General features: G+C 67.2%; 11 protein-coding genes. 6 read left to right on the top strand and 5 right to left on the bottom strand.

The genetic code is table 11. From position 1 onward, the window contains the following. The first annotated feature begins 12 nt into the window (after positions 1-12). The 4 genes from ACZYVJ_RS15790 (at position 13) to ag85C (ending at position 3,365) form a co-directional block, all read left to right on the top strand. Entirely contained in the window at positions 13-465 is a 453-nt protein-coding gene (locus ACZYVJ_RS15790) for a MarR family winged helix-turn-helix transcriptional regulator (protein ID WP_463831881.1), read from the top strand. After that, entirely contained in the window at positions 462-1,301 is an 840-nt protein-coding gene (locus ACZYVJ_RS15785) for an ATP-binding cassette domain-containing protein (protein WP_463831880.1), read from the top strand. The genes ACZYVJ_RS15790 and ACZYVJ_RS15785 overlap by 4 nt, the downstream gene beginning before the upstream one ends. Continuing rightward, complete coding sequence (locus ACZYVJ_RS15780) at positions 1,291-2,109, top strand: ABC transporter permease (protein ID WP_463831879.1); 819 nt, start codon at positions 1,291-1,293, stop codon at positions 2,107-2,109. The genes ACZYVJ_RS15785 and ACZYVJ_RS15780 overlap by 11 nt, the downstream gene beginning before the upstream one ends. A gap of 230 nt (positions 2,110-2,339) precedes the next feature. Then, the gene (ag85C, locus tag ACZYVJ_RS15775) at positions 2,340-3,365 is read left to right on the top strand and encodes a diacylglycerol acyltransferase/mycolyltransferase Ag85C (protein WP_463831878.1); all 1,026 of its coding nucleotides are present in this window, start codon (positions 2,340-2,342) and stop codon (positions 3,363-3,365) included. 38 nt (positions 3,366-3,403) lie between these two features. Here the strand turns inward: ag85C and ACZYVJ_RS15770 are convergent, their stop codons facing one another. The 4 genes from ACZYVJ_RS15770 to ACZYVJ_RS15755 form a co-directional block, all read right to left on the bottom strand. Beyond that, complete coding sequence (locus ACZYVJ_RS15770) at positions 3,404-4,108, bottom strand: YoaK family protein (protein ID WP_463831877.1); 705 nt, start codon at positions 4,106-4,108, stop codon at positions 3,404-3,406. Positions 4,109-4,163: 55 nt separating this feature from the next. After that, complete coding sequence (locus ACZYVJ_RS15765; RefSeq protein ID WP_463831876.1) at positions 4,164-5,513, bottom strand: maltokinase N-terminal cap-like domain-containing protein; 1,350 nt, start codon at positions 5,511-5,513, stop codon at positions 4,164-4,166. A 55-nt stretch (positions 5,514-5,568) separates the two neighbouring features. Further along, a complete protein-coding gene (gene treS, locus ACZYVJ_RS15760) occupies positions 5,569-7,341 on the bottom strand; it encodes a maltose alpha-D-glucosyltransferase (RefSeq protein WP_463831875.1) in 1,773 nt (590 codons plus the stop codon). Positions 7,342-7,462: 121 nt separating this feature from the next. After that, entirely contained in the window at positions 7,463-8,545 is a 1,083-nt protein-coding gene (locus tag ACZYVJ_RS15755; RefSeq protein ID WP_463831874.1) for a S1C family serine protease, read from the bottom strand. Between the two features lie 174 nt (positions 8,546-8,719). Here ACZYVJ_RS15755 and ACZYVJ_RS15750 point away from each other — a divergent pair, with 174 nt between their 5' ends. Then, complete coding sequence (locus ACZYVJ_RS15750) at positions 8,720-9,136, top strand: TIGR03668 family PPOX class F420-dependent oxidoreductase (RefSeq protein WP_463831873.1); 417 nt, start codon at positions 8,720-8,722, stop codon at positions 9,134-9,136. Positions 9,137-9,281: 145 nt separating this feature from the next. Further along, positions 9,282-11,441, top strand: a complete 2,160-nt coding sequence (locus ACZYVJ_RS15745) for an elongation factor G-like protein EF-G2 (RefSeq protein ID WP_463831872.1) — start codon at positions 9,282-9,284, stop codon at positions 11,439-11,441. A 12-nt stretch (positions 11,442-11,453) separates the two neighbouring features. Here the strand turns inward: ACZYVJ_RS15745 and ACZYVJ_RS15740 are convergent, their stop codons facing one another. Then, positions 11,454-13,061 carry a FadD7 family fatty acid--CoA ligase gene (locus tag ACZYVJ_RS15740; RefSeq protein WP_463831871.1) on the bottom strand — a complete coding sequence of 536 codons (1,608 nt, stop codon included), beginning with the start codon at positions 13,059-13,061 and terminating at the stop codon, positions 11,454-11,456. Positions 13,062-13,187: the final 126 nt, after the last annotated feature.

Raw genomic sequence — 13,187 nt, 5'->3', positions numbered from 1 at the left:
TTATGGGTGCATATGAAATCACGCACTGATGTGGCAGGCGAGCTGTTCGGTGTGGTCGGCAGGTTCCGCCGACAACTCCGCAGGTCGGCCGGCCGTGGGTTCGATTCGTCGCGGCTCTCCGAATCGCAGTCGGAGCTGTTGTGGCTGGTCGGGCGTCGCCCGGGGATTTCGGTCAGCGCCGCCGCCACCGAGCTCGGGCTGGTGCCCAACACCGCCTCGACCCTGGTCACCAAGCTGGTGTCCGGCAACCTGCTGCTGCGTACTGCTGGCAATACCGACCGCCGGGTGTGCCAACTCCGGCTCGCCGAGCCCGCCCAGCAGATCGTCGACGCATCCCGCGCCACCCGGCGGGCGCTGCTCTCCGAGGTGATCGACGAGCTCGACGACGACCAAATCGAGTCTTTGACAAAGGGATTGGAGGTCCTCGACACGATGACCCGAATACTGCGAGAGCGGCGATCATGAGCGGATCGCTGCCGATGGCGGTCGACGGCCGCAACCTGACCTATCGCTATGGTCGGTTCACCGCCGTCGACGACGTGACACTTCAGGTACGGCCCGGCGAGACCATGGGCCTGCTGGGGCCCAACGGCGCCGGTAAGACGACCATGGTCCGGATGCTGACCACGCTGACCCCGGTGCAGCACGGCGAACTGCGCATTTTCGGAATGGACGCGCGCCGCCGGACCACCGACATCAGGAGCAATATCGGCTATGTGCCGCAACAGCTTTCGATCGAGCCCGCTCTGACCGGACGGCAGAACGTGCAGTGGTTCGCGCGCCTGTACGGGGTGCCCCGCAACGAGCGCGTCGACCGCGTCGATCATGCGTTGGTCGCGATGGATCTCATCGACGTGGCCGACCGGCTGGCGTCGTCCTACTCCGGCGGCATGGTGCGCCGCCTCGAGGTGGCGCAGGCGCTGGTCAACCGCCCGTCGCTGCTGGTTCTCGACGAACCAACCGTCGGCCTGGATCCCATCGCACGCGACGGCGTGTGGGCCCAGGTGCAAAAGATGCAGGCGCAGTTCGGCATGACGGTGCTGCTGACCACCCACTACATGGAGGAAGCCGACACGCTGTGTGACCGGGTCGCCCTGATGCACCGCGGTCAGCTGCGGGCCGTCGGCACCCCCGACAAGTTGAAGGCCAAGGTATCCAAGGTGTCTGCGAATGCCACCCTCGAGGATGTGTTCCGCCACTACGCGGCATCTGGCCTGGACGAGGAAGACGATTCATCGGAAGCCAACGGGTCCATTCGCGAAATCCGTTCCAGCAGAAAGGTGGCGCGTCGTGTCAGTTGATAGCGCCGCGGCGGGCACCCTGATTCGCGCCCCGCGCGGCTGGCAACGAATCGGCGCACTGTCCAGCCGCATCGGAGCGTTCGCGATCGTCGAACTGCAGAAGTTGCAACACGACCGCACCGAGCTGGTCACCCGGATGGTGCAGCCCGCGCTGTGGCTGTTGATCTTCGGGACCACGTTCAGCCACCTCCACGTCATCCCCACCGGATCGGTGTCGTATCTGGCGTTTCTGGCGCCGGGGATCATCGCCCAGTCGGCGCTGTTCATCTCGATTTTCTATGGGATACAGATCATTTGGGACCGGGACGCCGGCGTGCTGGCCAAACTTATGGTGACGCCCGCTCCGGCGTCGGCGTTGATCACCGGCAAGGCGTTTGCCGCCGGGGTCCGGTCGGTGGCCCAAGTGGTCGGCGTGCTGGCGCTGGCATACGTGATGGGTGTCGTCTTGACGGTCAACCCGCTGCGGATCGTCGCGGCGATGGCCATCGTCATGCTCGGCGCCGCGTTCTTCGCCTGCCTGTCGATGACGCTGGCCGGCCTGGTGCGCAGCCGCGACCGCCTGATGGGCATCGGCCAGGCGATCACCATGCCGCTGTTTTTCGCGTCCAACGCGCTGTATCCGGTCGACGTGATGCCGGCGTGGCTGCACGTGCTGAGCAAGGTCAACCCACTGAGCTACGAGGTGAACGCGCTGCGGGCACTGCTGATCGGCACGCCCTTCAACCCCGCGGACATCGCGGTGCTGTTGGTGGCCGCCGTGCTCGGAATCATCACGGCATCAACACTTTTGCGCCGCCTGGTCGCCTGATACGTTCCAGGTAGCGCATGCGCCAGCGCATCGCAAGACGGTCGCATGGTTCCGAGAGCCGATCGTGACCCGACCGTGACGATTTCTGGGCGAGGCCCAATCGTTAGCTAACCGCGATCCGGCATCCCGGCCGTGACAACCGAATTCGGCCCTCCCACTGTGTTTCACTCCCCCAAGAACAGATTCGACCGCACGTTGCGGCAGATGAAAGTTGGGATGGGTAGAGAGCTATGTCGTTCTTCGAAAAGTTGCGTGGCGCAGCGGCTACGATGCCGCGCCGACTGGCGATCGCGGCCATGGGGGCCTCCCTGCTGTCCGGTCTCGCCGTAGCCTCCGGTGGCTCACCCGTCGCCGGGGCCTTCTCCAAGCCGGGGCTTCCCGTGGAGTATCTCGAGGTGCCGTCGCCGTCGATGGGCCGCAACATCAAGGTCCAGTTCCAGGGCGGCGGATCGCACGCCGTATACCTGCTCGACGGCCTGCGCGCGCAGGACGATTACAACGGCTGGGACATCAACACCCCCGCCTTCGAGGAGTTCTACCAGTCCGGCCTGTCGGTGATCATGCCGGTCGGTGGCCAGTCCAGCTTCTACAGCAACTGGTACCAGCCGTCCTCGGGTAACGGGCAGAACTACACCTACAAGTGGGAGACGTTCCTGACCCAGGAAATGCCGCTGTGGATGCAGTCCAACAAGCAGGTCTCGCCGGCCGGCAACGCGGCCGTGGGCCTGTCGATGTCGGGCGGCTCCGCGCTGATCCTGGCGGCCTACTACCCGCAGCAGTTCCCGTATGCCGCCGCGCTGTCCGGCTTCCTCAACCCGTCCGAGGGCTGGTGGCCCACCCTGATCGGGCTGGCGATGAACGACGCGGGCGGCTACAACGCCAACAGCATGTGGGGGCCGTCCAACGACCCGGCGTGGAAGCGCAACGACCCGATGGTCCAGATTCCGCGACTGGTCGCCAACAACACCCGCATCTGGGTCTACTGCGGTAACGGCACGCCCAGCGACCTCGGCGGCGACAACATGCCGGCGAAATTCCTGGAAGGCATGACGCTGCGCACCAACGAGCAGTTCCAGAACACTTACGCGGCCGCCGGCGGACGCAACGGGGTGTTCAACTTCCCGGCCAACGGGACGCACTCCTGGCCCTACTGGAACCAGCAGTTGGTCGCGATGAAGCCCGACATCCTGCAAACCCTCAACACGGTCAACGCCGCCCCGGTTAGCGCCCCCACCGCTAGTCCTCCCGCGGCCTGAGGCCAAAGCCAGCATCGGCAGTAGCGCACCGGTCAGCGCTACTGCCGATGCTCTTTTTCCGCCTCGTCGAGCAGGGCCCGGCGGTCGGAGTGGAAATACGTGTAGCCGGTGGTCAACGCGCACCCGACGGTGGCGACCACCAGCATCCACGTCCCGTTGACCAGCGTGCTGATGAAACCGCCCACCGTCGCGCCCACCGCGAAGCTGGCGAACAGCAGGAAGTAGCCCAGCCAGTCCGCCGCGGATCCGCCGGCGATGTGGCGCTCGATCCCCTGGCCCATCTTCACCAGCGTGCCGGTCACATAGCTCAGCGGGACCGAGACCTCGCCGTCCTTGACGAACGATGTGTTCAACGCACCAATCCCGAAGGCCACCAACATGATCGGTGCGAAGTCGAGCAGATTCTCTTCCCAGCCCTCGTCGACGACGTCGGCCACGGTGGCCGCCGCCAGGCTGAACGTCGTCAGCACCGTCGGGCCGTGCGGGTGCGCCACCCAGAAGTGCCGCCGGCAGACCGATGCAACCACCACGCCCGCGACGAAGCAGACGATCAATACCCCCGCCGTGGCCGACAGCAGCACGTCGCCGCGGAAATAACCGAGCACCGCGCGCTGGGCATTGCCGGTCATGAAGGTCACGAAGTAGCCGGCGGAATGGGTGAAGGCGGTGGCCCCCAGCACGCCCGCGAGCGCCGCCAGCACCCACGACAACCGCGACTCGCTGTTGTTTATGTCAGTCGGCACACGCATATGCTTCCAGACCGCCGCGGCACGCGCAGCGGACGCGAAGCCGGCGCCGCTAAGCGGCGGCGAGACGGGCGATGGAGCGCAACGGAATCGGCAGCCAGCCCGGCCGGTGCCGTGCCTCGTATCCGGCTTCGTACACGGCCTTGTCCAGCTCGTAGGCGGCCAGCAGCTGCGCCGAATCGCGCGGATCGATCCCGGAGGCGGCCGCATAACCGTCGCAGAACGCCGTGCGGTTGCGCTCGACCCACTCGCGGGCGCGCGCCGCCAATTGCTTGTCATCCGCTTGGTCCACCAGCGGCCCGTACGCGGCGTACTCGAACGACCGCAGCACGCCGGCCACGTCACGCAGCGCGGAATCTGGCGCGCGGCGCTCCTCGAGCGGTTGTCCCGGTTCGCCCTCGAAATCGATCAGCAGCCACCGCTCCGGCGTGCGCAGCACCTGGCCCAGGTGCAGATCGCCGTGGATGCGCTGCACGGTGATGGTCTCGGTGACCAACTTCTGGAATCGCTCCTCGATCGTCGCCGCGTGCTCCTCGAGTTCGGGAACCAGCGCCGCGGTCGCCGACAACCGCGCCAGCACGTTGTCCACCGGGAACACGGCCTGCGAGGTTCCCAGGGTTTCGGCCAGGGTGGCGTGCACCGACGCCACCGCTTCGCCGAGCCGGTAGGACTCGCCGGCGAAGTCGCCGCCGACCTCGTACGCGTACAGGTCCCCCTCGGCGAACAGGTCACGGACGCTGGCGGTGGCCATCGCCCAGCCCTCGGCGGAGTTGGCGGCGAATTCGGTCACCATGCCCAGCGGCCACGCCGCGTCGGCGGAGCCGTCCGAACCGGCCATCTCGTAGGTCCCCAGCAGCCGCGCGACGTGTGGGTTGCCGGCCCGGCCGAGCACGCGGTTCAGCTCGATGTCGGGGTTGATGCCGCTGCTGACCCGGCGGAAGACCTTGAAGATGGCGTCCCGGTCGAAGATGACGCTGGTGTTGGACTGCTCGGCATCGGAAACGTGCGCCATCGCCTCCAGCGGCAGGTCCGCGTCCGGCTCTTTGGCGAAAGAGACCTCGGTTCCCGACGCGCTGCGCTCCGCCGACGAATCGATCAAGGAGAGCAGGAACCGCGGCGCGTCGGCGTCATACATCGCGTCGAACGCGGTTCGGTCGTCGGCGGAGCCGATGGTGGCGACGCTGCTGTACTCGGAGAACGGCGCGGCATCCCAGCGCACGATCACCTGGTACCGGTGCCGGGACCCGTCGGCGTAGTCGACGTCGACGAGGACCAGGTCGAGGTCGTGGTCGAGCGGGACGACAACGCTGGCCTCGGCGCTGGACAGTAGCCGGTTACGTCCGGCGTACCAACGTTGCTGTGGAAGCCACTCCGACCAAGGCAGCTTGGCTGGCTGAGTCATTTGCGCCACTCCTCCTGATGGGATTCAGTCTGCCTCGTCGCGGCGCGCCCGGTCGTCATGCGTCGTCCTCGCATCCGGTCAGCTGGAACCAGTAGAACCCGTGTCCCGGCAGGGTCAGCAGGTAGGGCAGGTGACCGATGCGGGGGAACTCCACTTGTCCGGTCAGCTCGACCGGTGTGCACCCGCTCCAATGCTGCAGACCCAATTCGATCGGCTGGGGGAAACGCGACAGGTTGTTGACGCACAGCACGGTGTCCCCGCCCTCGGAGACCTGCCGCACGAACGCCAACACCGACGGGTTCGAGCCGCCCAGCTCCTCGAACTTTCCGATTGCGAAGGCCTCGTGGCGGCGCCGCACCGCCAGCATCGTCCGGGTGAAGTTGAGCAGCGACGTCGACGTGTCACGTTGGGCCTCGACGTTGACCGCCTGATAGCCATAGACGGAGTCCTGGCTGGGCGGCAGATAGAGCCGTCCCGGGTTCGCCTTGGAAAAGCCCGCGTTGCGGTCCGGTGTCCACTGCATCGGGGTGCGCACCCCATCGCGGTCACCGAGCCAGATCACGTCGCCCATGCCGATCTCGTCGCCGTAGTACAGCACCGGCGAGCCGGGCAGCGACAGCAGCAGCGCGGTGAACAGCTCGATCTGGTTGCGGTCGTTGTCCAGCAGCGGCGCCAGCCGGCGGCGGATGCCGACGTTGGCCTTCATCCGCGGATCCTTGGCGTACTCGGAGTACATGTAGTCACGCTCTTCGTCGGTGACCATCTCGAGCGTCAGCTCGTCGTGGTTACGCAGGAAGATCCCCCACTGGGCCATATCGGGGATCTCGGGCGTCTGGGCCAGGATCTCCGAAATCGGAAACCGCGATTCCCGGCGCACCGCCATGAAAATGCGCGGCATCAGCGGGAAGTGAAACGCCATGTGGCATTCGTCGCCGCCGGTGGTGGCCTCGCCGAAGTACTCGACGACGTCGGCCGGCCACTGGTTGGCCTCGGCCAGCAACACCCGGCCAGGGAATTCGTCGTCGATCACCTTGCGCACGCGCTTGAGGAAGGCATGCGTCTCGGGCAGGTTCTCACAGTTGGTGCCCTCCCGCTCGAACAGGTAGGGCACCGCGTCCAGCCGGAACCCGTCGATACCCAGCTCGAGCCAGAAGCGCAGCACGTCGATCATGGCTTCCTGCACGGCCGGGTTGTCGTAGTTCAAGTCGGGCTGGTGAGAGAAGAAGCGGTGCCAGTAGAACTGCTTGCGCACCGGGTCGAACGTCCAGTTCGACTCTTCGGTGTCGATGAAGATGATCCGGGCGTCGGCGTAGCGCTCGCTGGTGTCGCTCCACACGTAGAAATCGCCGTACGGACCGTCGGGGTCGTGCCGCGACTCCTGGAACCAGGGGTGTGAATCAGATGTGTGGTTCATCACCAAATCGGTGATGACCCGGATCCCCCGCTCGTGCGCGGCGTTGAGCAACGCGACGAAATCCTCGACCGTCCCGAATTCGGGCAGCACCTTGTAGAAGTCCCGGATGTCGTACCCACCATCGCGCAGGGGCGAGTCGTAGAAGGGCGGCAGCCAGATGCAGTCGATGCCCAGCCACTGCAGGTAGTCCAATCGTTGCAGCAGCCCGCGCAGGTCACCGGACCCGTCCGCATTGCCGTCCAGGAAGGCCCGCACAAGCACTTCGTAGAACACGGCGTGCTTGAACCAGGTGGGGTCGGTGGGCAGTGCGGCGGCGTTGTTGAAGTCCTCAGCGTCGGGGTGCTCGACCACGCCGTCCTGGACGTGACTGCCACCTTCGGGATGGTGCTCGACAGCTTCTCTTGCGTCGTTCATCAAATCCACGATGCCACGGGTACCCTGGGTGCGACTTTCGGAATCACACCCCCACGCTTACAACGAAACACGCCCGCCGGCAAACGAATTCGCCACCGGTCGCGTCCCGTCGGCGCGGATGTCAGGCCGGCGGTCCCTCCGCCAGGGTGATGTTCACGGTGCGATCGCCACCGTCGTTGGACCGGTAATGCACTGCGATGTTGTCCCCGGGATGATGCGGGACGAGCACCTCGGTCATCGACGTCGCGCCGGTGATCGCGACGTTGTCGACGCCGGTGATGAGGTCGCCGGGGGCAATCCCGGCGGCGCCGGCGGGACCGGCGTTGACCACTCGTTGCACCCGCGCGCCCGTGCCGTTGTTGTCCATCACACCCAGGCCGAGGAAGGCCGTGGGACCGACGTGCACCGTGTTCGAGGCGGCACCCGAGCGGATCTGTCCGGCAACCCCCATCGCGCGCCCGATCGGGATGGCGAAGCCCTGCCCGCCCGACATCTTGTAGCTGTCGGTGGCGGCGGTGTCCACGCCGATCACCTGGCCGGCGTTGTTCACCATCGGCCCGCCGGAATCGCCCGGCTTGATCGGGGCGTCCGCCTGGATCAGACCGCCCAGGCTTTCCTGGGCGCCGGTCAGCGTGTCGGTTGCCGAGACGCTCTGGTTGAGCGCGACGACCTTGCCGGTCACCGCGTTGGGCGTGCCGCCCTGGCCGTTGACGTTGCCGAGCGCGACGATGGGCTCCCCCACCGTGGCCTCGCCGCCGATCGCGGCGGTCGGAAGGCCGCTCGCGCCGCGCAATTGCAGCACCGCGATGTCTTGCGTGCGGTCGTAGCCGACCACGTCGACGGCGTAGGTCTGCCCGTTGCCGACGTCGAATGCGCTGATGTCGGTGGCGCCGGAGATCACGTGGTTATTGGTCAACACGACGCCGTTGGGATCGATCACGATGCCGGTTCCGGCGCCCACCGCGTTGTTGTAGCCGAATTTCGTGTTGATGTTGACCACCTGCGGCCCAACCTGACCGACCATCGCCGACGGGTCGAGCGGCGCCTGGGGACGGTCGGTGAACCGGTCCAGCGCCAGATTCGACGGTGCCGCGGACGCCGGCGCGACGCCCACACCGGACCCCAAGCCGAGGCCCAGTCCAACGACGGTCAGCACGCTGACCAACCATGACCACAAGACCGGGCGGTGCTGCGATTTGCTCATCGGTGTCACCCTCCTGCTTCGCGGTAAAGAACAAACTGTCCCGGCCTCAGGATCTTGGCGGCACATTTGTGTGTATATAACCGTAATGCAGGTAGCTATGCACGGCATGTGGCAGGTCTGACGAGCCTCGTCCCGCTTCGTGTGCATATTTCGCGCTCGTCCTAAGCTGGCCCGGTGGGCGAATTCGACCCCAAGAACTGCTTCACCCGGTCCCCGGTAGCCCGGCTGGCCACGGTCGCGCCCGGGGGCCTGCCGCACCTGGTGCCGGTGGTCTTCGCGGTCGCCGCCGACACCGGCGACGTGGTCTACACGGCCGTCGACGCGAAACCGAAAACGACACGGCGGCTGCGCCGTCTGGCCAACATCGACGGCAACCCCCGCGTGAGCCTGCTCGTCGATCACTACGCCGACGATTGGACCCAGTTGTGGTGGGTGCGCGCCGACGGTCTCGCCACCGTGCACACCGACGGGTACGCCGTTGATCTCGGCCGCCGCCTGCTGCGCGCGAAATACCCGCAATACCAATCGGTTTCGCTGGACGGCCCGGTGATCGAGGTCGCGGTGCGGCGTTGGTCCAGCTGGCATTACTGAGGCGGCGCCTCGAAAGCCGCGGCGCGCCCCCGGGTACCTGATCTGGCCCGACGGTCTTGTGGTCGACCGAAGTTGGGTGAATGGTAGCTAGATAGGTGCTTGCTAGGTCAGCAGCGGTGCGCCCTGGGCAACCTGGAGGAAAGTCATGGCCGACAGGACAACTAGTTCCCAAGGAGCGGGGAGCGCTCCTACCGCCAACGGTCCGGACGAAATTCGCAACGTCGTTCTGGTGGGGCCGTCGGGTGGCGGCAAGACGACACTCGTAGAAGCTCTGTTGGTCGCCGCCGGTGTGCTGACCCGGAGCGGCTCGGTCGCCGACGGCAGCACGGTCTGCGACTACGACGACGCCGAGATCCGCCAACAACGCTCCGTGGGTGTCGCCGTGGCGTCGTTGTCGCACGACGGGGTCAAGGTGAACCTGGTCGACACACCCGGATACGCCGACTTCGTCGGCGAGTTGCGCGCCGGGCTGCGCGCCGCGGATTGCGCGCTGTTCGTCATCGCGGCCAACGAAGGCGTCGACGAGCCCACCAAATCGCTGTGGCAGGAATGCAACCAGGTCGGTATGCCCCGCGCCGTCGTGATCACCAAGCTCGACCACACCCGGGCGAATTACTCCGATGCGCTGGCCGCCGCGCAGAATGCGTTCGGCGACAAAGTGTTACCGCTCTACCTGCCCACCGACCTGCCGTCCTGCCACGGCCTGATCGGGCTGCTGTCTCAGACCCGCTACGAATACACGGACGGCAACCGCACCGTGCAGCCGCCGAATCCCTCCGACGCCGAGCAGATCGAGGAGGCGCGCGGCGCCCTGATCGAGGGAATCATCGAGGAATCCGAGGACGAGTCGCTGATGGAGCGCTATCTCGGGGGCGAGGCCATCGACGAGTCCGTGCTCATTCAGGACCTGGAGCGCGCCATCGCCCGCGGGTCGTTCTTTCCGGTGATCCCGGTCTGCAGCAGCAGCGGCGTCGGCACCCTGGAATTGCTGGAGGTCGCCACGCGCGGCTTCCCGTCACCGATGGAACACCCGCTGCCCGAGGTCTTCACACAGGTCGGTGCGCCCCACGCCAGCCTGAAGTGTGCCGCGGACGCGCCGTTACTCGCGGAGGTGGTGAAGACGACGTCGGATCCGTACGTGGGCAGGGTCAGCCTCGTCCGGGTGTTCTCCGGCACCATCAGGCCCGACGCGACGGTTCACGTGTCGGGCCATTTTGCGTCGTTCTTCGGCATGCCCAACGGCAGTGGCCACGCGCATCCCGACCACGATGAGGACGAGCGCATCGGGGTGCTGTCCTTCCCGCTGGGCAAGCTGCAGCGCCCGGCGACGGCCGCGGTGGCGGGTGACATCTGCGCGATCGGCAAACTGAGCCGCGCCGAAACCGGCGACACACTTTCAGACAAGTCGGAGCCGTTGGTGTTGAAGCCCTGGACCATGCCCGAGCCCCTGTTGCCGGTTGCGATCGCGGCGCACGCCAAGACCGACGAGGACAAGCTGTCGGTGGGACTGGGGCGGTTGGCCGCCGAGGACCCGACGCTGCGAATCGAGCAGAACTCCGAAACCCACCAGATCGTGTTGTGGTGCATGGGCGAGGCGCACGCGGGTGTCGTGCTCGACGCGCTGGCCAACCGGTACGGCGTCACCGTCGACACCGTGGAGCTGCGGGTCCCGCTGCGAGAAACGTTCGGAGGCAAGGCAAAAGGCCACGGCCGACACGTCAAGCAATCCGGCGGGCACGGCCAATACGCGGTGTGTGACATCGAGGTCGAGCCGCTGCCGGAAGGCTCCGGGTTCGAATTCGTCGACAAGGTGGTCGGCGGAGCGGTGCCGCGGCAGTTCATTCCGAGCGTGGAGAAGGGCGTGCGGGCGCAGATGGAAAAGGGCGTACACGCGGGTTATCCGGTGGTCGATATCCGCGTCACCCTGCTCGACGGCAAGGCGCACAGCGTCGACTCGTCGGACTTCGCGTTCCAGATGGCGGGCTCGCTGGCGTTGCGCGAGGCCGCTGCGGCGACCAAGGTGGCGCTACTCGAGCCCATCGACGAGATCTCGGTGCTGGTGCCCGACGATTTCGTCGGTGCCGTGATGGGTGATCTGTCCAGCCGGCGCGGGCGGGTGCTCGGCTCCGATACCGCGGGCAACGAGCGCACCGTGGTCAAGGCCGAGGTGCCGCAGGTGGAGCTGACCCGCTACGCGATCGACCTGCGATCCCTGGCGCACGGCGCCGCCTCTTTCACCCGCTCCTTCGCCCGCTACGAACCCATGCCGGAATCCGCGGCCGCCCGGCTGAACGCCACCGTCTAGAACCCCCGTCGTTCAGGCCTTGCGGCCGAACCGCTCAGCCACCGCGCGGCGGTCCAGCGAGCCCTTCGCGGTATGCGGTAACTCGTCGGCCTGCTGGAACTCGGCCGGCACCTCGAAGGGCGCCAAGCGGTCACGGCAGAACGCGGTCAGTTCGTCGGCCGTCGGCGCGGCCGATCCGCGGGCGACGATGACCGCGGCCACGGTCTCGCCGTACAGCTTGTCCGGCATGCCGAACACCCCGACCTCGAGCACGTCGGGGTGGGTGGCCAGGACTCCCTCGACGCGCTCCGGCGAGATCTTTTCCCCGCCCCGGTTGATGAGCTCCTTGATGCGGCCGCGGATGACCAGGTCGCCGGCCGGCGACAGGGTGCCCAGGTCGCCGGTGTGCAGCCACCCCTGGGTGAAGTTGGCGTCGGTGATGGACGGGTCGCCGAGGTAGCCGCGCACCACGGTCGGGCCGTGCAGCCACACCTCGCCGACGGTCTCCGCGGGCAGTGTCTGGCCGTCGGGACCGACGATCCGGATTTCCGGCCCGGTCGAGCGACCGACGAGACCGGGTGTGGCACCAGGGTTTTCGCTGCTACCGGCGCCGACGATGGCGGTCGTCGCCACCTGGTGGGTCGACTCGGTCATCCCGAACGCGCACACCACCGGAGCCGAAAACGTCTGGTGCAGCTCCTGCGCGGTCTCGGCGGTCAGCGGCGCGCTGCAACTGCGGATGAACCGCAGGGCGTGCTTCCCGCCGCCCGGCTGCTCGGTTCGGGCGCGCTCCAGCAAGATCTGATGGATCGTCGGGACGGCGGTGTACCAGGTGGCCCCGACGGCGTCGATGTCGTCCCAGAACGTGTGCGCCGAGAACTTTCCGCGCGCGGGCAACAACACCGCTCCCCCGGACACCAGTGTGCCCAGCAGCGCGGCGAGCAGGCCGTGCCCGTGGTAGAGCGGCATCACCGCCACCGTCGCGTCCCGCGGTCCCAGCCCGTAGCCGGCGATGATCGCCGCCACCGAGCGGGCGACGTTGTGCCGCGTCCAGGGCACCATCTTGGGCACACCGGTGGTGCCGCCGGTGAACATGATCATGGCGTCGTCGTCGCGCAGCCCCGCCGGCGTGGACACGTCACGCGCGGGTGCCGCGGTGACATCCAGGCTGACCGCCGCGGCGCCGCCGTCGGACCCGACGGTCACCGCGATCGGCCACCAGGGCAAGCCATCCGGTGCAGCCGTGTCGCTCTCGGCGTCGACGGCCTGGTCGACGAGCACCGCACGGGCGCCCACCGCCGCGCTGCGGGCGCGTTGCTCGGCGACGGGCAGGGCCGGATCCAGCGGCACCACAACGAGACCCGCGCGCGAACCGGCCAGCAGCCCGATCACGAATTCGGCGTTGCTGCCGGCGCGCAGCGCGACCCGGTCGCCCGGGAGCAGACCGCCGGCCTTCAGCCGGGCGGCCAGATCGTCGACCAACCGGATCACCTCGCGGTAATCGACCGGTATCCGGTCGGCGGTGACGACCAGGGCGCGTGCCTCCGGCGCCCGGCGTGCCACCGCCTCGACCAGATCGGCAATGCCGGGGCTCGCGGATTCCGTCGACCCCTCGCCGGTGGTGATCGCGTCAGTCGTCATCGCCGCTCTCCTTCCCGTCTTGCTACCGATGCCACCCTGCCGGGCGGCGTTCGGGTGCGTCCAATATCGATTCGCTCACGATCGATAACCGTTGGCTATTGAGACGCGGTAATATCGCGCTGAGCT

Source organism: Mycobacterium sp. IDUB_3, from assembly GCF_055419585.1.
This window is presented reverse-complemented; position numbering and strand designations above follow the sequence as displayed.